Below are 17,552 nucleotides of genomic sequence, written 5' to 3' on the forward strand. Positions count from 1 at the left end.
AGGTCGTGTTTCGAATGTCCCGGTCGATGAGAGTCGGGATCGGGGCGGTTCCTGGCGTCGCCGCGGGATCGCCGCGAATACTGGTTGTCTTTGGGCGGTCCCGCGGTGGCGTCAGGGGCCGCATCCGGCCCGGCTATCGCGATCGGGCATTTGAAACACGGCCTAGCCTTCGCCGTCGCGATCCGGCATGTGCTGTTCGGGGTAGCGGGTGCCCTTGGCGGCCCCCTTCGGGATGAGCTCGTCGATGCGGGCCAGGTCCTCACGGTCGAGCGTGACGCTGGTGCTGGCGATCATGGTCTCGATCTGCCCGGGTCGCCGCGACCCGATGATCGGGACGATGTCGTCGCCCTGGGCGGCGACCCAGGCGATGGCCACCTGCGCAAGCGTGGCGTGCTTCGCCTCGGCGATCTCCCCCAGGGCGGACACCAGCGCTTCGTTGTGCTCGCGGTTGCCGGGCCGGAACCGCGGCATCATCGGCAGGGCGCCCCCGGCCGCGCCGCTGCCTCCGATGAGGCCCTTGGCCAGGACTCCGTACGCGGTGATGCCGATACCGAGCTCGCGGCAGACCGAGAGGATGCCATCCTCGATTTCCCGGCTGAGCAGCGAGTACTCGATTTGCAGGTCACTGATCGGAGCGACGGCCGCGGCACGGCGGATGGTGTCGGAGCCGACCTCGCTCAGACCGATGTGCCGGACGTATCCCTGCTCGACCAGCTCGGCGATCGCACCGATCGTGTCCTCGATCGGCACCTGGGGGTCGAGCCGGGCGGGGCGGTAGATGTCGACATGATCCGTGCCCAGGCGCCGCAGCGAGTAGGTGAGGAAGTTGCGCACCGCCGCCGGGCGGGCGTCCTTGATCCCGGCCGGCATCCCGGTCAAGGTCAGCAGCTCACCGAACTTCACCGAGAGCACGACGTCGTCACGGCTGCGCTCGCGCAGGGCACGCCCGACGAGGAGCTCGTTGTGGCCGGCGGCGTAGAAGTCCCCGGTGTCGAGCAGCGTGCCGCCGGCATCGAGGTAGGCGTGGATGGTGCGGACGCTCTCGTCGTCATCAGTGTGCCCGTAGGCGCCCGACATACCCATGCAACCCAGACCAGGTGAGGAGACGACCGGGCCGCTGCGGCCGAGTTGGCGGGTGTGGAGCGTCGTGGAAGGTGAATCGGTCATGCCATGAGCCTCTTCGGCCGCGCGTGCGCCGACCAGGCCCGGTGTATCCACGGAGAGGCTCTCCCTGGCTATCCGTTCTGACGCGGGCGATAGTGGAGGAATGATCGATCGGCACGGGCTCGCGGACTTCCTCCGTCGCAGGCGGGAACGTCTGCGGCCGGCCGATGTCGGCCTGCCGGCCGGTGCTCGCCGCCGGACACCGGGTCTGCGGCGGGAAGAGGTCGCGCAGCTGGCCGGCATCTCCACCGACCACTACGCCCGGCTCGAGCAGGAGCGCGGGTCGGCCCCGTCGGAAACCGTCGTGGCCGCTCTGGCACGGGCGCTGCGATGCGATCTGGACGAACGGGACCACCTGCTCCACCTCGCCGGATATTCGGCACCTCCCCGCCGAGCCGGACGGCACATACGCCCGGGGCTCATCGCCCTCGCCAGTCGTCTCGACGATGTGCCCGTCTGCATCTACACCGATCTCGGCGAGATCGTGTGGAAGAACACCCTGCTCGCTGCTCTGCTGGGCTACGGGGAGACCGCACCCGGCCGCGACAGCAACATGATCTGGCGCATGTTCACCGACCCGGCGGGACGCGCTCGCGTCCCGGAGGAAGACTGGGCGCGTCTGGCCGCCGTACACGTCGCCGACCTGCGCGCCACGTACTCCCGACGTGGTGGCGACGCCGACGTCAGTGCCCTGGTGAACGATCTGATCGAGGTCAGTGCCGAGTTCCGCGAACTGTGGCAGCGGCACGAGGTCGGCGTCCGCCGCTCCGACCTCAAGCGCACCGTTCACCCCGAGGTGGGGACGATCGAGCTGCACTGCGAGGTCATGGCCACCCCCGACGCCGACCTCAACCTCCTCGTCTTCTTCCCCCTCGAAGGCACCGACGCCGCCGAGAAGCTCGAACTGCTGCGCGTCATCGGCACCCAGGACTTCCAGACGACCTCGTAGCCCGAGGGACGCGAGCCGCCTACGACCACTGCGCGAAAAGGCGCATCAGAAAGGCCTCCGTATGCCCGACATCACTGTCGCATGCTCGATCGACAACCGCCCCTGGTCCTGTGAACAACTCGCCGTGGTGGAGTACGACCGCCATCGCCATGTGCTGCACGAAATGACAAGGCTGGGAGCCACCATCGACCATGCCGGCGGCCGGCTCAGCCACGAAGAAATCGACTTCCTGAACGCCGCCGAAGCCCGCACAGCCTGCATCACCGCACGTCAGTCGTACGGGGTCGAGGGCATCACACATCTTTACCGGGACCTGTTGCAGGCATCCGACAGGATGTGGAAGGAGGTGAACGCGGAGACCGGGAAGAAAGGTCCCATGCAGTTCGCCACCGCCGATGTCACCGTGACAGGGCTGACCATCGACGAGCTTCGTGGGGCGCTGGGTCCAGCGAGTCTGAGCCGCGACTACGCCTCGCTCAACCCAGACCACTACTTCATCGAGGAAAACGGCGACGGCATGCACGCGATGGAGACTTTCGGCATGTACGGCGCCCCGACCGAGATGCACCTCATCGCGGACCCGGCCATGCCGGTTCCCGTCGAACCGGCAGCCGGATATCTGGTCCTCACGGCCGGTTCGACGAGCCTGGCCAGCGACGGCACCGAAATCAACGTCCTGGCATTCCACCAGTACAAGCCACTGGAGAACGGTTTCGCCGTCAAACTCGGCTCGCTCTACCCCGCGGCGACACCGCAACAGATCGTCGAGGGACACAAGATCCACATGGCCATCGAATTCCGGTCGATGTGCGAACTCGCGGCGGGCGTCGACGACGGGCCGCGGCCGGCCTCCTGCTCCGAGTCCGCGTGACGGCCTGAGGTGAACCCGCGCGAGCTCTCTTCAGACTGACGGTTGTTGGTCGAGCAGCCCGACGGGGTCGGCGCTGTAGGCGACCATCCAGGTGGGGTCGATGCGATACCACACGTTCTCGTCCCAGAACGGGTTTTCACTGTCGTCGTCGTAGTGGTTGACGAGGTAGTCGCGGATTGCCGGCCAAGCCGGATCGCTGCTCGTCCCCTCGGGGTTCAGCGGAACGGCGTGTCCATGCGTGAAGATGCCGAGCTGCTCGCCGCGCATGAAGGTCGCGCTGATGCCGGGCCGCGCCGCGAGATGACGGGCCTTGGCGGCCTGGCGGTGGGTGCCGACGATCCAACGGCCGTGCAGGAAGTGCCCGTCGACGCCGCTGATGCGTGGCTCACCGCGCCGGGTGACTGTGGCGATGGCCAGGGTGCACATGCCTTGACAGACTCGGACGACCTGCTCGGCGTTCAAGGTGCTTTCACCTGGCCGGATGATCGATTTGAGATGGCTGCTGGAGCCGGCCAAAGACGTGTCGAGCAGGACTTGGAGGCTGTGCAGCTCGTCGGGAGTTTCGAACATTCGGCTAGTCAATCAGCTCCCACCGACAGTTTCGGCTCAGTGCGCAGTCACCGAACCTCGGGGTGGACCCCGCCACGGTGGACCCCGCGAACCACCTGTCCGATCGCGCCCGCTACGCCCCGGCGTGGGGTGCGCTGACCCACGAATGCGGGCACGCCAAACACACTGCCCTGCCTGTCCGGAATGGCTGACCCTGTCCGCCGCCTTCGCCGACGAGGTTCCGAGCATCGCCGACCGCGACGACAGCCGGGGCGTTTCACCGGTGATCCACATGGCCGCGCTCACCCCTTCACTGCCCCGGTCAGACCACTGACGATCCGGCGTTCGAAGATGGAGAAGAAGATGAGTGCGGGGATCATCGACAACGAGACGAACGCCAGCACGCGCGCGGTGTCCACCGAGTACTGCGATGCGAACGCCTGAACTCCCAGTGGCAGGGTGTACAAGTCGTTGTCGCTGAGCAGGAACAGGGGCAGCAGATAGCTGTTCCAGCTCGCTACAAACGCCAAGATCCCTACGGTTATCACGCCGGGCAGGGACAGCGGAACGACCATCCGGACGAAGAAGCCAAGCCGGCTCGCGCCGTCGATCAGGGCGGCCTCCTCCAACTCCTTCGGGATGGCTCGCAGAAACGGCACGAGGATGATCACGGTGGTCGGCATGGCGAACGCGATCTGCGGCAGGATGATCCCGGCCAAGGTGTTGGTCAGTCCGAGGTCGCGCACCATGATGTAGAGCGGGGTGATCGCCACCGTGACGGGGAACATGAGTCCCGCGGTGAAAAGCGAGTACATCAGGTGCTTGATCTTGAACGGATAGCGGGCGATCACGAAGCTGGCCATGAGACCGAGCACGACAGCGCCGGCCGTGGTGCCCACCGCGGCGATCACGGAGTTGAGGAGCTGCTGCCAGAAAACCTCGCCGGTCAGCAGCCCAGTGTAGTTGCCGACCTCCCAGGGCTCTGGCAAACCGGCCGGCGACCGGATGATCTGGGAGTTCGTCCGGAACCCACCCAGAATGATGTAGACGGCGGGCGCCAGACACAGGCCGATCAGGGCGAACGCGACCAGGTAGGCGGCCAGGCTCCCTCGCCCGGTCACAACCCAGCGGTCAGCCCCGCGAGCGGTCGTGCCGGATGCAACAGCAGTGGACATCAGGCCACACCTTCAGTCAGCGCGCCCTCGGTGTCGCGGCGCAGCACATACCGCTGATAGACGAGCGCGATCACGAGCGAGATCAGGAAGATCACCACGGCGACGGCGCTGCCGTAGCCGTACTCGCCGGATATCCGGCCGTTGGCCACCATGTAGGTCGCCATCGTTGATGTCCCGGCGGTGTCGGCCACGTACTGGCCCCAGATCACATACACCAGGTCGAACACCTGTAGCGAGCCGATGATGGACAGGAATGCCCAGATCCTGATGGTCGGACCGAGCAGCGGCAATGTGATGTGCCACTGCGTCTGCCAGTACGACGCGCCGTCGATCGCGGCCGCTTCGCGCAGCTCGTCGGGAATCCCTTGGAGACCGGCGAGCATGAGGATGACCGCGAACCCGATGTACTTCCACACCAGGATCAGCATCAGCGTCCAGATCGCGACGTCCGGGTCGGCGAGCCAATCCAGCGCCAGACCACCGAGCCCGATCCGGTCCAGCACGTCATTGACCGCACCGGTGGGGTGCAGCATGAGGCTGAAACCGATCGCGACGATGACCTCTGAGATCACATACGGAACGAAGATCAGAACGCGGATGAGGGAACGCCCGCGCATCCTCCGGTTCAGCAGCAGGGCGATCCCGATAGCCACCGGTCCCTGCAGGATCAGCGACATGACCAGGATGAACCCGTTGTGCCACATCGCTTCGAGGAACGCGCCGTCGGTGAAGATCAGCTCGTAGTTGCGCAGGCCGACGAACTCGGTCGGGACCCCGTAACCGCTCCATTCGAAGAAGCCGTAGTACCCGGCCATGAGGACGGGCACGATCACGAACGTGACAAAGACGACGACCCCCGGGCCGGCGAGCAGCGCGATCTCCGCCCACCGCCGCCAGGGCACTCGACGCCCCTGGGCCGGCCCACCGGCCGGGGCCGGCGCCTCGGCGGCGCTGGCCCCGGTCCGCGCACTGTCCGGCACGTCGCGGTTTACGTGCGCGGCTGTCTCCATGTGGTCGACTCCTAGTTCCGGCCGGCCGCTTCGGTGATCGCCTTGACCAACCCCGCAGGAGTCGTCTTCCCCGTCAGCAGCTCGATGACCGCCTGGTTCAGCACGGTGCCGACCTTCTGGCCATAGTTGGTGTCCAGGAAGTTCGACACGTAGGTCGCCTCGTTGAGGGCGTCGATCATCTGCTTGTCGTAGTCGTTTTTCACCACGTCCTGGGCGTCGGCGTGCAGCGGTATGGAACCGAACGCGGTGTAGAAGCTCTCCTGGTTCTTCTCCGAGTTCATCAGCGCGAGGAACTCCCCGCACAGCTTCTTCGGCGCACCGGCCGAGCAGGAGAATCCGCCCTTGCCGCCCATGAGCGCTTTCGCGTCACCTTTGCCGGACGCCACCTGCGGGAACGGGAACCAACCCAGGTCGGGAAGCGGTTCCCTGTTCGGAGTGAGGTCCTTGACGACGCCCGGCTCCCAGTTTCCCATGAGCTCCATGGCCGCCTTGTGGTTGGCGAGCAGGCCGGCCGAGCTGCTGGCGCCCTGCTGCGCGGACGTGTTCAGGAAGCCTTCGTTGAACGGCTTGAGGGCCGCCAGGTCGACGACGTCCTTGGCCGCCTTCTCGTAGCACGGGTCGGAGAAGTCCAGTGAGTTGTTCGTCGCCTCAAGGGTGTCCTTCGAGCACTCGCGTAACGCGAAGAAGTAGTACCAGTGGGCGGCGGGCCAGGCGTCCTTGCCACCGAGCGCGATCGGGGTGATGCCGGCGCCCTTGAGTTTGTCGATCGCGCCGGCCAGCTCGTCGACCGTCTTCGGGATCTCGGTGATGCCTGCCTGCTTGAACAGATCCTTGCTGTACCAGATGCCACCGGGCTGAACCAGCTGCGGCGCGGCCAGCAGCTTGCCGTCGACGGTGAGCGCCTCGTACGACACCTTGCCAAGTTTCTCGCGTAACTCAGGGGAATCGGCCGCGCTGCCCGTGAGATCAAGGAGCTGGTTGGCCTTGGCCATGTCCCGCATCTTGCCGCCGCCGCGCTGCATGAAGACGCTCGGTGCGTCACCGGAGTTCAGCGCCGTCTGGAGCTTTCCGTCCAGCTCCTCGTTCTGGATGTGCTGGGCCTTGACGGTGACGTTCGCATGCGAGGCCTCGAACTCCTTGGCCACGCTGTCGAACCAGGCCAGGCCGGCCTCGCCGGTGAAGTTGGTCCAGACCGTGAGGGTGTACGGATCGCCTTCCTTGTAACCGCTGGCTTCCGGAGCCGTCGAACAGGCCGACAGTGCGAGGGCTGCCGACATCGTGCCTGCCAGAACGCCAAGCGTCCTGGAGCGGTACCTGCGTGTCATCATTGACAACTCCTTTGGTTGGCTGACGTCCGGCATTGGTGCCGTATCGCGGCGGATTAGCTGAGCTGGAGCTCAGCTGTGAGGTAGGAGTGCGGCGGCAACTCGACGAGCAGGCCGCGCGGATGCTCGCGCACACCGTCGAACCCAACTGGTGCCACGGCGGACGGAGTGTGCGGGGTGTTGTGCGAGGCGGGCGTCGGTGCGGTGAGGATCCGCGCGCCGCGGCATTGTGCGGTGCGCCCGCGCAGGTCCAGCACGACCTCGGCCGGGGAGCCGATGTCCAGATTGGCCAGTGAGACGAGCGCGCTGTCGTCCTTGGTCGACGCCGTGACCGAGACGAGGCCGAGTTCTCGCCCATCCGACTCGACGGTCGGAACATCGCGCAGGTGGACGTCCAACGACGCCGCGTCATGGTGACCCGTGCTCATCTCGAACACGTGGTAGGTGGGCGTGCGCACGAGCGCGCCGGAATCCGGGTCAGTGAGCAGCACGGCCTGGAGCACGTTGATCGTCTGAGCGATGTTCGCCATGACCACCCGGTCGGCGTGCCGGTGAAAGGCGTCGAAATGCACTGCGGCCACCAGGGCATCGCGCAACGTGTTCTGCTGGTACAGGAACCCCGGATTGGTGCCTGGCTCGACGTTCCACCAGGTGCCCCATTCGTCGACCACGAGCCCGATCTTGCGGTGCGGGTCGTAGCGGTCCATCACCGTGCTGTGCCGAGTGAGGTACTCCTCCATCAGCGAGGCGCGGGACAACGCGACGTACCACTCGTCTTCAGTGAAGCGGGTCGCCGCGCCCTTGTCCGACCAGGAACCGGTCATCGTGTAGTAATGCAGCGACAGCGCCTGAAACGGAGCCGCCGGCGCAACCGGGTCGGCAGCCAGGTCGTCGAACGAGCGCATCATGGTCTCGGTCCACTCGTAGTCGCCGTCACTGGGGCCGACGGCGATCCGGTAGACCTTGTTGTCGCCCTGGTCACGCACGAACGTCGAGTAGTGGCGGGCCAGGGACGCGTAGTGTTCGGCCCGCATGTTGCCGCCGCACCCCCAGGCCTCGTTGCCGATTCCCCAGAACGGGACGCGCCACGGCTTGTCCCGCCCGTGTGCCCGGCGCAACGCGGCCATCGGCGAGTCGCCGGCACGGGTGAGGTACTCGACCCACTCGGCCATCTCCCTCACCGAGCCGGAGCCGACATTGCCTGACACGTACGGCTGTGCGCCCAACTGCTCACAGAGGTCGAGGAACTCGTGGGTGCCGAAGGAGTTGTCCTCGACGACGTCACCCCAATGGCTGTTCACCATCCGCGGACGGTGCTCGCGCGGCCCGACGCCGTCGCGCCAGTGGTAGGTGTCGGCGAAGCAGCCCCCCGGCCACCGCAGGTTCGGGATCCGCAGTGCCCGCAGCGCCTCGACGACGTCCGCGCGGATGCCGCGCACGTTCGGCACCTTCGCGTCCTCGCCCACCCAGAACCCGCCGTAGACGCACCTGCCCAGGTGCTCGGCGAAGTGGCCGTACACATGCCGGGAGATGACCGGACCAGGCAAGTCCAGGTTGATGATCGCCGTAGTCGTCATGTCGCCTTCCGGTGTGGACGGTGTCTGCGCCGCGCTTGAACTGCGAAAGTTTCGTAGTTTATCGTTACACTTTCGAGCGAGAAGAGTCGCGACTGGACACCCCCGCCGTCAAGCCGGACACTGCGCATCGTCGCCATTTTGTGACTGATCGTCGCCACACACCGACGCCCAGGTCCCCGCACCCCGAGCTGAGAGAGTGACCGTTATGAGACGACGCACCGTCACGATGAGCGACGTGGCACGCGAAGCCGGCGTGTCGGTGATGACCGTGTCGAACGTGCTCAACGACCGGTCGAACGTCGGGGCCGACACTCGGCTTCACGTACTGGAAGTCGTCGACCGGCTCGGCTACGAGATCAACCTGACTGCCCGGCGTCTTCGATCGGGGCGGACCGGCACGGTCGGCCTGATCGTGCCCAGGTTCGACTTGCACTATTACGGCGAGTTGGCGGCCCTGATCTCGGACGCACTGGCGGCGGACCGCATGCACCTCGTCGTCGAACAGTCGGGCGCGAGCCGTGAACGCGAGCTCTCCGCGCTCTCGCTCGCCCGGCTCCAGCAGTACGACGGCGTCCTGCTTGGCGCTGTCGGACTGGACACGGCCGATCTCGATCGAATCCATCCGGACCTGCCGATCGTGCTGCTCGGCGAACAGGACGTGCCAGACCGCTACCACCGCGTCCAGATGCGTAACGCCGCCGGGGCGCGACTGGCCACCGAGCACCTGATCTCCTGCGGCGCGAGCCGAATCGCGGCGCTGGGCGGCAAACTCACCGCACCTCGCCCGGAGATGGCGACCTATCGCGCGAACGGCTGGGCAGGCGCGCTCGCCGACGCGGGCCTGGATCCCCGCCCAGACCTCGTGATTCCACTCCACGACTATTCGATCGCGGAGGCACGAGCCACGATCACTGATGTGCTGGCCGCTGGACTGAAGATCGACGGCATCTTCGCCGTTACCGACGAGGTGGCGATCGGCGCCCTGGCCGGCCTCAACGATGCCGGGTTGCGCGTTCCGGATGACGTGCAGCTCGTCGGGTTCGACAACCTCGACATCTCTCAGCACCTCACCCCCGGCCTGACGACCATCGACCCCGATCGCCCGGCAATGGTGGCCGAGGCGCTGCGCCTGCTGCGCCGACAGCTCGCGGACAAGAACGCCGCCCCCGAACACATCGTCAGCACCGTCTCGCTCGTAACCCGAGGCAGCACCAGGAATTCACCCTGCTCCGCCTGCACCGATGAGTGATCGGGACAAAGACATCACGCACGACGGATGTCCAGCCAGAACCGGACGACATGGACGGACGAACAGCGGACAACTCGGCCGTCCCTCCGGGAAACGCTTGCCGACACCGTCGGGTACACCACAGCATGTGGTGTGAATGACCGGCAGCGTCCTCTCTGTCGCGTCCGGCGTAGTGCCCCCAGACTGGGAGATGCTCGCGGCGCAGGAAGTACCGACATGAGCGTCGAGCACGGAACCACTGAGAACGCGGACACGATCACAGCAACCGAGTGAACGACCGCAGCTGATCGTTCACATTGGACTGTCCACAGTAGCTACAACCGGTGTTCGGGACCGCGCCGGCCGGTCGGCAGCCACTGGGCAACGGTTGCCCAGTGGCTGCCTGCCGGGTGGTCCGGGCAGATGTCGGCGGCCGCGTTACCCAAGCCGAACGGAGCCCGGAAGTCCACCATGAAGGACGGCAAGCAGGTTCCCGTTCGTCCCATTTGGAATCACCACCGGCGACGCGGGCTGGTCCGCTCACCGGCCCGGCGGGCACCTCAGCCCCTCCGGCCCGTCCACTTCGCGCACCGCATCGAAGACGCCGAGCGGTTCACCGCCCGCGGTGCGCACGCGGGCGGTGAACCGAGCCAGCAGGTCGACCCCCACCGTCCGGTCGACCACGACCACGGCGAAGGGGATGCCGTTCCGGGCGCGAAGATCGGCGATGCTGGGCGGGCGGGGCACCGACCAAGGATATGGCAGAACGGGCGCTGCGAGGCCGAGGAGGGCACTGCCACCGCGGGCCCCGGTGAGGCCGCGCCGACGGCGGACCGACCAGTTGCGCGAGGTCCCTCGTGAGTGTTTATCGGTGTTCTAACCCTGACAAACACTCACGAGGGTGTGGACGTCGTGGCGCGGCGCGGGCTGGTGGTTGGGTATCCCGGCGGGGCGGCCGGGACCGGGTCGTGAGGGTTTCGGGACACCGGCCGGACAGGCCAGGTGCGGCCGCGGGTTCCGAAGCCCTCTCCGAACCCGGGCCGGGGACAGTCGTTGGGCTGTAACGGGTTTCTCCCACGGGCGGCGCAGATCGGCCGTGAGGACGCGGACCAGCCGTAGTTGGGTGTACGCCATGACCGCCCAGGGCCAACTTGACGCGGTTCGCGCCACCCTGGCCCCTCGCACCACCAACATCACGCGGGCGGTGGACATGCCGAACGCCGGACACTGGCTCGTCGAGGAGAACCCCCGGTTCGTCACCGCGGAGCTGGTGCGCTTCCTCGACGGATGACACCCCGCCCCGGTCGCCGTCAGCGGTGCCATAGGCGTTCCCTATGGCCCCGCTGACATTTCGTCTTTGCCTCTCGGTCTTTTGTGGACGTACCGTGAAACAGCCCGACGGGGAGCGCACCGTGATTTCACAGAAACGCTCGTGTGCACCAGACGTCATTTTGTCGGGTCATTTCAACGCGCAATCGAAAGGACGCTGGCATGACCTCGGCCGGAAACGGATCGGGAACGCGGGAACTCGAAGGTAAGCGGGCTCTGGTCACGGGTGGTTCTCGCGGCATCGGGGCGGCCATCGTGCGCCAACTCATGGGGGCGGGCGCACAGGTGCTCACGACCGCCAAGACGACGAAGTACACGCCCCCGGAGGGGGCCGACTTCGTGATGGCCGACGTGCGGACGCCGGCTGGTGTGGCGGCGCTCGCCGAGACCGCGCTGGACAGGCTCGGCGGGGTGGACATCCTCGTCCACAACGTGGGTGGGGCGCGACCGCACACGGACGGGCTGGCCATCCCCGAGGAGGAGTGGCAGGACGCGCTCAACCTGAACCTGTTGGCCTCGGTGCGGCTGAACGCGTTGCTGGCACCGGGGATGCGGGAACGGCGTACCGGCGCGATCGTGCACATCTCCACGGCGGCGCTCGGCCCGTCGCCGCAGTTCCTGCACTACGGGCCGGCGAAGGCGGCGCTGGAGAACTACAGCCGGGGACTGGCAACCACCCTGGCCCCGTTCGGCGTCCGGGTCAACACCGTGAGCCCTGGCAGGACCACCACTCCCGGCGGTGTGGCGACGCGGGAGCTGTGGGCACAGGTCGCCGAAGCGTCGGGGGCGACCGCCACCACCCCGCTGGGGCGCGACGGCCAGCCCGACGACGTCGCCAACGCGGTGCTGTTCCTCGTGTCCGACCGGGCGGCATGGGTGACCGGCAGCAACCTCGTCGTGGACGGCGGCGAGTACCCGAGGGCCTGACCGCGACGACATGGCGGAACGGCGATTTTCAACGAAGAAGCAGGAGTTTGACATGGACGGGTACAGCGGCAAGAACGCGGTCATCACAGGTGGCAGCAGCGGCATGGGATTCGCGATCGCGAAGATGCTGGTGGACGGCGGCGCCCGCGTGGTAATCACCGGCCGGTCTCAGGCCAAGCTCGACGCCGCGCGGGAGCGGCTCGGCGAGAACGCGGTGACGGTTCGGAATGACGTGGGCGCACTCGCCGACCTGGATGCGCTGGCCGACCGCGTGCGGGACGAGCTCGGCACGATCGAGGCCCTGTTCGTCAACGCCGGCATCTCGCCGCCCACACCCTTCGGGTCGACCACCGAGGAGGAGTACGACGAGCTCTTCGCGATCAACGTGAAGGGCGCCTTCTTCACCGTGCAGAAGCTCGCCCCGCTGCTGAGCACGGGCGCCGGCGTCGTCCTCACCACCTCGGTCGCCAACGTCATCGGCTTGCAGGCGGCCAGTGTCTACTCGGCGGGCAAGGCGGGGCTGCGCTCGATGGCCCGCACCCTCTCCCGCGAGCTGCTCCCGAGGGGAATCCGGGTCAACGCGATCAGCCCGGGTCCCATCGACACGGGAATCCTGGAGGCGACGTTGCCCAAGGAGGCCGCCGACCAGTTCAGGGCGGAGCGGGTGGCCGAAAATCCCATGGGGCGCTACGGGACTCCCGAGGAGGTCGCGAAGGCGGCCCTGTTCCTCGCCTTCGACGCCACGTACACCGCCGGCGCCGAACTCGCCGTCGACGGCGGTGTCTCCCAGCTCTGAGCCGATCCGGTCGGCACCAACCGAAGGGCTTGCATGACCATCCGAGAGTCGTCCGCCGTCGTCCTGCGCGCGCACCGAACCGATCTCGCCCAACCTCCCAGCTCGGTGCTGGAGGTGGCGCCGGTCCGGCTGCCACCGCTCGGTGCGAACCAGGTCCTGGTGGAGAACGTCTTCCAGCACCTCATCGCCGCCAGCGGCGACCTCATGTTCGAACGGTCCCAGATCCCGGTGCCGACCTTCCGGATCGGCGAGCCGATCTCCGGCACAGCGATCGGCCGGGTCGTCGAGTCCCGCGCCGCCGACCTCCCGATCGGCACCACCGTGCTCCACACGGCTGGCTGGCGCGAGCACAGCGTCCTCGACGCGGCCGAGGCCTTCCCCGTCCCCGACGGCCTCTTCCCCGGTCCCGAGTACCTGCTCAACCAGGGCGTGTCCGCCTACCACGGCATCGTCGACATCGCGGCCGTCGACGACGGCGACATCGTGTTGGTTAGCGGAGCGGCCGGCGGTGTCGGCTCGATGGCGGCTCAGATCGCCAGGGCGCGTGGCGCCGCCACGGTCATCGGGATCGCCGGAGGGGCGGAGAAGTGCCGCTTCCTCGTCGAGGACCTCGGGCTCGACGCCGCCATCGACTACAAGTCCGAGGACCTCGACGAGCGGCTCGACCGGCTCGCGCCCAACGGGATCACCGTGTTCTTCGACACCGTGGGTGGCACCCAGTTCGAGGCCGCGCTCCGGCACGCGGCGTTCGGCGCCCGCTTCGCACTGTGCGGCACCCTCGCCGGGCAGATCGGTGGTGGGCAGGGCGGGCACCCGCGCCTGGACATCATGACCGCCATCGTCAACGAGATCCAGATCCGCCCCTTCTCCACCAGGCACACCCCCGACCAGGTGCGGGCGTGGAGCACCCACTACGCCCGATGGCACGCGGAAGGCCGGATCACCTTCCCGCACACCATCGTCGAGGGTGGCCTGGCGCGGGCGATCACGGCCCAGGACGAGCTGCTGGCCGGCGTGCACCGCGGCAACCTCATCGTGCGGTTGACCGGACCCCGCACCTGACGGAGGTCAGGACGCCCGTGCGAAGCAGGCGGTGCTGTACCAGGTCTCCTGGCGCAGGAGTTCGAGCAGGGCCCGCTCCGCCGGGCCCGCTCCGGGCTGGAGCGCGGCGATGATGGGCTGGGACACGGCCGGGAACACCGGGCGCGTGAGGTGTTCGTGGCCGTAGGGCACCGCGGAGGCCGGAACGAGCGTCACCCCGAGCCCGTGGGCGGCCCACTGCACGGCCGTCGCCGTCTGGGACACGCGGGCGACCGTGGCCGGGGCCAGCTCGTTGTCCCGCAGCACGTCCCGCAGCACGTCGTCGATCCTGCTGTTCTGGTCGAACCGCACCCACGGGTCCCGCGCCAGCTCACGCAGCTCGACCCGGTGCTTGGCGAGCTGCGGGTGCCCGGCGCCCAGCACGACGACGAACTCCTCGTCGCCGAGGTGGTGGGCTTCGTACGAGTGGTCGTCGCACGGCCCGGTGTTCAGGACGAGGTCCAGCACGCCCCGGCGCGCCAGCCGCTCCAGTTCGGCGGAGTTCGGCTCCTCGAAGACGGTGACCTCCAGCCGGGGGTAGCGGTTTCGCAGCGCCGTCAACGCCCCCGGGAGCTGCCGCGTGCCCAGGCCCATCTGGGCCGCGACCACCAGCTCGCCCTCCAGCTCGGCGGCACCGGCCCGCGCCGTCGCCCTCGCCCGCCGCGCCGCGCTCACCGCCACCTCCGCCTCCCGCAGGAATGCGCGGCCGACCGCGGTGGGCACCAGCCCGGTCGGCGTGCGGTCGAACAGCGTCACGCCGAGCTCCCGCTCCAGGCTGCGGATCTGCTGGGACATCGACGGTTGAGCGACGTGCAGCAGCTCCGCCGCCGCCGTCACCGAGCCCGCCTCGGCAACGGCCAGGGCGTACTCGAACTGACGAAGGCTCATCGTCCCCTCCCCGCAACCGTTGTAACGGTGTAAGCCTACCGTTGGTCACCGAAGAGGAACGACGCCAGTTTCCCCTCCTGCTCGGTGACGGCGGTCTGCTCGACGCTGGCGGGTTGGGCCTTTGCCGCGCCACGGTCGTCGTCACCGCCGACACCCGCCTGGACAGCCAGGACGGGGCTTCAGCGGCAGGGTCGGCCAAGCGGGCAGTCAGCCGTGGTAGTCGTACATCACGAAGGTGCGCAGCTCCGGCCAGGCCGCGCTCCAGGTCCGGTCGTGGATGCGGCCGAGCCACACCGGGTTCGCCGCGGTGCCGCCGATCTGCTGGAAGTCCGTGGTCAGCGCCGCGAGTTCGGCGGGATCGGTGCCGGTGTAGACAACGAGGTCCTTGGTGTCGGGCGGTGGATCGAAACGGCCGTAACTGCGGTGTCCGCTGTGGACCAGCGGTAGGCCGAGAGCGGGATCGGCGGTGTCGATCTCGGCCGCGCTGACGTAGTTCGGAACGTAGAGCACAGCCCGTGCACGCTGGTCCGGTGACAAGGTGGACCACGCCTGGGCGACCTCGTGAACCTGCGGACCCGGTGCCCGCTGGCTCACCAGGATCCCGCCGAGAACGACAGCCCCGACCGCGCCGGCCACGGACAGGATCGCGCCGGACCACACCACCCGGTTGCTGGTCCGTCGCCCGGCCGCACGCCGGTGCGCGAAGGCGACGGAGCCGAGCGCGGCCAGGGCACCGTGCAAGGAGAAGAGATAGTAGTAACGCCCGGCTGTCGCGACGAACACCACGAACAGCACGATGAACGTGACCGACAGGAAGCGATAGGTGCGCAGGCGTTCGTCGGTCCACACGGCGACCAGTCCCATCAGTACCAGGACCGTTCCGATGATCCCCGCCGTCACCACCAGCCCGACGGCGACGCCGGCTCGCCCGCCGTAGAGCACGGACTCCTGCGCGACGGCCCCGGCCATCGCCAACTGTGGCCAGTCGTGCAGTGCCTGCCAGATCAGCGTCGGGGCGGCGAGCACCCCGGCGAGCGCCGCTGCCAGCCAGAACGCGGGCCGCCGGAGCAGTTCCCGCGGCCCCACCACCGCCACCGCGGCCATCAGCACCGCCGCGAACAGGATGACCTGGAACCTCGTCTCCGCAGCGAGGCCGAGCACCGCTCCCGTCCACACCAGCAAGCGGTCGCGCCGAACTCTGATCCACCGCACCAGCAGCCACACGATCACCAGCCACTGCAACGGTTCGAGGGTGTAGGGCGTCAGCCAGTGGCCGACCAGCGCGCTGTAGAGACCCGTGGCCTGGGCGAGCGCGGTGAGGATCTGGGCCCGCCGATCCCCACCCAGCTCACGGGCGATCAGAGCCGCGACGAGGACTGCCGCCGCCGTGGCGAGCGACGGCACGATCCGCAGCAGCGGCACCGACCCGGGAGCCACGGTGTTGGTGAGCCAGGCCAGCAGCGGCGCCACGGGGGCCTGGTCCACCGCGCCCCAGTCCAGGTGCCAACGGCCGATCACCACGGTCATCGCTTCGTCGAGGAAGTACTCGCGGTGCAGCGAACCCGCCACGAGATGCACCACGCCGACTGCGGCCGCGATCAGTCCGGCCGCACGGGACAACGGAGGAAGCTGGTCGGTTTCGGGAGCCGTCGCCGACGGTGCCACCTCGGACCGGCCCACCGGGGCGGGCACCTCCACCTGATCAGCACTCACGCGGCGAGTATGCCGAGCGTCGGGACACTGTTCCTCCCGAAGACCCGGACACTGCCCTTTTCTCCCCGCACCGTTGACCTTTCGGTCGGCGAGAGTCGCTTCGGCAGGCCGACATCGCCTCGGCGGCGGAGCCATCGTGCCGGACCACGAAGGTCCACCGAATGCCCCGCCGCCAAGCGGCCACCACCGTCCACAATCACCAGTGCGACCGGTGCGGACACACTCGCACCACACTCGACCCCACACACACGTCGGGATCGGGCTTGACGAGAGGGATGCTCCCGCGGAGGACCATCCACGCCCAGCCCTTCTCGTCCGCGGCGAAGGGTGGCCGTCGCGCCGCACCGACAAGACTGGTTACCCCCTCGATCCATGGTGACTGTGACTGGTAAGCCTGTACGCGCCGAGAGCAGGTCAGCAAGCCATCGGCGCGTGAGGCCACCTCCGGCATGATCACGGCTCGTGCTCACTCGCTTCACCTACCTCGCCGTCACACACGCCTTCACCGCACTGCGGCTACTGCCGAGGACCAACCGCGAGAACGACATCGAAATCCTCGCCTTACGCCACCAACTCACCATTCTGCAACGGCATGGCAGCCGAGAACCCGACCTGGGGCTACCGGCGCATCCACGGCGAACTCGCCCTTCACGGCATCACGACCGTCCCCGTCCCCTCGACAGTGTGGAAATCCTCAAGACCGAGGGTATTGCCCCAACCCCACACCGGACGACCGTCACGTGGGCTGACGTCCTGCGCTCCCAGGCCGAAGCGATCCTGGCGATAAACTTCATCCAGACCGTCACCCTTACCGGAACGCGACAGTACATCCTCGCCGCGATCCACCACGCCAGCAGGCAGGCATGCATCCTCGACGCCACCGCACCCCACCCATACCTGGATGACGCAGGCCGTCCGCAACTTGCTCATAGACCTCGAGAACGGCGGAAGCGCCGCGCGGGTCAGGTTCC

18 protein-coding genes are annotated in these 17,552 nt (G+C 67.9%); 7 read left to right on the forward strand and 11 right to left on the reverse strand.

The features are described 5' to 3' along the window. Positions 1-162: 162 nt before the first annotated feature. The gene (locus GC106_RS45310) at positions 163-1,083 is read right to left on the reverse strand and encodes an aldo/keto reductase (RefSeq protein WP_173142422.1); all 921 of its coding nucleotides are present in this window, start codon (positions 1,081-1,083) and stop codon (positions 163-165) included. A 184-nt stretch (positions 1,084-1,267) separates the two neighbouring features. Here GC106_RS45310 and GC106_RS45315 point away from each other — a divergent pair, with 184 nt between their 5' ends. After that, a complete protein-coding gene (locus GC106_RS45315; protein ID WP_173142391.1) occupies positions 1,268-2,113 on the forward strand; it encodes a helix-turn-helix transcriptional regulator in 846 nt (281 codons plus the stop codon). A gap of 163 nt (positions 2,114-2,276) precedes the next feature. Further along, complete coding sequence (locus GC106_RS45320) at positions 2,277-2,984, forward strand: hypothetical protein (RefSeq protein ID WP_173142392.1); 708 nt, start codon at positions 2,277-2,279, stop codon at positions 2,982-2,984. A 30-nt stretch (positions 2,985-3,014) separates the two neighbouring features. On the opposite strand, the gene GC106_RS45325 is transcribed toward GC106_RS45320, so the two are convergent. The 5 genes from GC106_RS45325 to GC106_RS45345 form a co-directional block, all read right to left on the reverse strand. Then, positions 3,015-3,554 (reverse strand): pyridoxamine 5'-phosphate oxidase family protein, encoded by a 540-nt coding sequence (locus GC106_RS45325; RefSeq protein ID WP_173142393.1) that lies wholly within the window; start codon positions 3,552-3,554, stop codon positions 3,015-3,017. A gap of 281 nt (positions 3,555-3,835) precedes the next feature. Then, positions 3,836-4,708 carry a carbohydrate ABC transporter permease gene (locus GC106_RS45330; protein WP_173142394.1) on the reverse strand — a complete coding sequence of 291 codons (873 nt, stop codon included), beginning with the start codon at positions 4,706-4,708 and terminating at the stop codon, positions 3,836-3,838. Then, on the reverse strand, positions 4,708-5,718 hold the full coding sequence (locus GC106_RS45335; RefSeq protein WP_173142395.1) for a carbohydrate ABC transporter permease: 1,011 nt from the start codon (positions 5,716-5,718) through the stop codon (positions 4,708-4,710). Before GC106_RS45335 ends, GC106_RS45330 begins: the two co-directional genes overlap by 1 nt. Before the next feature lie 11 nt (positions 5,719-5,729). Then, entirely contained in the window at positions 5,730-7,046 is a 1,317-nt protein-coding gene (locus GC106_RS45340) for an ABC transporter substrate-binding protein (RefSeq protein WP_217281786.1), read from the reverse strand. A gap of 53 nt (positions 7,047-7,099) precedes the next feature. Continuing rightward, positions 7,100-8,620: an alpha-N-arabinofuranosidase gene (locus GC106_RS45345; RefSeq protein WP_173142396.1), complete on the reverse strand. Its 1,521-nt coding sequence runs from the start codon at positions 8,618-8,620 to the stop codon at positions 7,100-7,102. A gap of 205 nt (positions 8,621-8,825) precedes the next feature. Here GC106_RS45345 and GC106_RS45350 point away from each other — a divergent pair, with 205 nt between their 5' ends. Beyond that, complete coding sequence (locus GC106_RS45350; protein WP_217281788.1) at positions 8,826-9,869, forward strand: LacI family DNA-binding transcriptional regulator; 1,044 nt, start codon at positions 8,826-8,828, stop codon at positions 9,867-9,869. A gap of 314 nt (positions 9,870-10,183) precedes the next feature. Here the strand turns inward: GC106_RS45350 and GC106_RS45355 are convergent, their stop codons facing one another. Together GC106_RS45355 and GC106_RS45360 are read right to left on the reverse strand one after the other, a co-directional pair. Beyond that, a complete protein-coding gene (locus tag GC106_RS45355) occupies positions 10,184-10,354 on the reverse strand; it encodes a hypothetical protein (protein ID WP_173142397.1) in 171 nt (56 codons plus the stop codon). 34 nt (positions 10,355-10,388) lie between these two features. Continuing rightward, entirely contained in the window at positions 10,389-10,595 is a 207-nt protein-coding gene (locus tag GC106_RS45360; protein ID WP_173142398.1) for a hypothetical protein, read from the reverse strand. A 385-nt stretch (positions 10,596-10,980) separates the two neighbouring features. Between GC106_RS45360 and GC106_RS45365 the strand changes: the two genes are divergently transcribed. The 4 genes from GC106_RS45365 to GC106_RS45380 all read left to right on the forward strand — a co-directional run bounded on the left by GC106_RS45365 (position 10,981) and on the right by GC106_RS45380 (position 13,962). Next, positions 10,981-11,139 carry a hypothetical protein gene (locus tag GC106_RS45365; RefSeq protein WP_376777835.1) on the forward strand — a complete coding sequence of 53 codons (159 nt, stop codon included), beginning with the start codon at positions 10,981-10,983 and terminating at the stop codon, positions 11,137-11,139. 200 nt (positions 11,140-11,339) lie between these two features. After that, positions 11,340-12,104 carry an SDR family oxidoreductase gene (locus GC106_RS45370; protein ID WP_173142399.1) on the forward strand — a complete coding sequence of 255 codons (765 nt, stop codon included), beginning with the start codon at positions 11,340-11,342 and terminating at the stop codon, positions 12,102-12,104. A 52-nt stretch (positions 12,105-12,156) separates the two neighbouring features. After that, positions 12,157-12,900 (forward strand): SDR family oxidoreductase, encoded by a 744-nt coding sequence (locus GC106_RS45375; protein ID WP_173142400.1) that lies wholly within the window; start codon positions 12,157-12,159, stop codon positions 12,898-12,900. 33 nt (positions 12,901-12,933) lie between these two features. Continuing rightward, entirely contained in the window at positions 12,934-13,962 is a 1,029-nt protein-coding gene (locus GC106_RS45380; protein WP_173142401.1) for an MDR family NADP-dependent oxidoreductase, read from the forward strand. A gap of 6 nt (positions 13,963-13,968) precedes the next feature. On the opposite strand, the gene GC106_RS45385 is transcribed toward GC106_RS45380, so the two are convergent. The 3 genes from GC106_RS45385 to GC106_RS45395 all read right to left on the reverse strand — a co-directional run bounded on the left by GC106_RS45385 (position 13,969) and on the right by GC106_RS45395 (position 17,511). Then, positions 13,969-14,868: a LysR family transcriptional regulator gene (locus GC106_RS45385; protein ID WP_173142402.1), complete on the reverse strand. Its 900-nt coding sequence runs from the start codon at positions 14,866-14,868 to the stop codon at positions 13,969-13,971. 207 nt (positions 14,869-15,075) lie between these two features. Continuing rightward, on the reverse strand, positions 15,076-16,581 hold the full coding sequence (locus tag GC106_RS45390) for a glycosyltransferase family 39 protein (RefSeq protein WP_173142403.1): 1,506 nt from the start codon (positions 16,579-16,581) through the stop codon (positions 15,076-15,078). Positions 16,582-17,229: 648 nt separating this feature from the next. Further along, a complete protein-coding gene (locus GC106_RS45395) occupies positions 17,230-17,511 on the reverse strand; it encodes a hypothetical protein (RefSeq protein ID WP_173142404.1) in 282 nt (93 codons plus the stop codon). Positions 17,512-17,552 lie beyond the last annotated feature (41 nt).

It is taken from the genome of Kibdelosporangium persicum (assembly GCF_013280595.1).
Taxonomy (GTDB): Bacteria; Actinomycetota; Actinomycetes; order Mycobacteriales; family Pseudonocardiaceae; genus Kibdelosporangium; species Kibdelosporangium persicum.

Coding starts and splice junctions, on each gene's coding strand:
- GC106_RS45375 (WP_173142400.1), top strand. CDS start 12,157: ATGGACGGGTACAGCGGCAAGAACGCGGTCATCACAGGTGGCAGCAGC.
- GC106_RS45355 (WP_173142397.1), bottom strand. CDS start 10,354: ATGGGACGAACGGGAACCTGCTTGCCGTCCTTCATGGTGGACTTCCGG.
- GC106_RS45320 (WP_173142392.1), top strand. CDS start 2,277: ATGACAAGGCTGGGAGCCACCATCGACCATGCCGGCGGCCGGCTCAGC.
- GC106_RS45330 (WP_173142394.1), bottom strand. CDS start 4,708: ATGTCCACTGCTGTTGCATCCGGCACGACCGCTCGCGGGGCTGACCGC.
- GC106_RS45365 (WP_376777835.1), top strand. CDS start 10,981: ATGACCGCCCAGGGCCAACTTGACGCGGTTCGCGCCACCCTGGCCCCT.
- GC106_RS45335 (WP_173142395.1), bottom strand. CDS start 5,718: ATGGAGACAGCCGCGCACGTAAACCGCGACGTGCCGGACAGTGCGCGG.
- GC106_RS45380 (WP_173142401.1), top strand. CDS start 12,934: ATGACCATCCGAGAGTCGTCCGCCGTCGTCCTGCGCGCGCACCGAACC.
- GC106_RS45310 (WP_173142422.1), bottom strand. CDS start 1,083: ATGGGTATGTCGGGCGCCTACGGGCACACTGATGACGACGAGAGCGTC.
- GC106_RS45345 (WP_173142396.1), bottom strand. CDS start 8,620: ATGACGACTACGGCGATCATCAACCTGGACTTGCCTGGTCCGGTCATC.
- GC106_RS45340 (WP_217281786.1), bottom strand. CDS start 7,046: ATGATGACACGCAGGTACCGCTCCAGGACGCTTGGCGTTCTGGCAGGC.
- GC106_RS45325 (WP_173142393.1), bottom strand. CDS start 3,554: ATGTTCGAAACTCCCGACGAGCTGCACAGCCTCCAAGTCCTGCTCGAC.
- GC106_RS45385 (WP_173142402.1), bottom strand. CDS start 14,868: ATGAGCCTTCGTCAGTTCGAGTACGCCCTGGCCGTTGCCGAGGCGGGC.
- GC106_RS45395 (WP_173142404.1), bottom strand. CDS start 17,511: ATGAGCAAGTTGCGGACGGCCTGCGTCATCCAGGTATGGGTGGGGTGC.
- GC106_RS45370 (WP_173142399.1), top strand. CDS start 11,340: ATGACCTCGGCCGGAAACGGATCGGGAACGCGGGAACTCGAAGGTAAG.
- GC106_RS45315 (WP_173142391.1), top strand. CDS start 1,268: ATGATCGATCGGCACGGGCTCGCGGACTTCCTCCGTCGCAGGCGGGAA.
- GC106_RS45350 (WP_217281788.1), top strand. CDS start 8,826: ATGAGACGACGCACCGTCACGATGAGCGACGTGGCACGCGAAGCCGGC.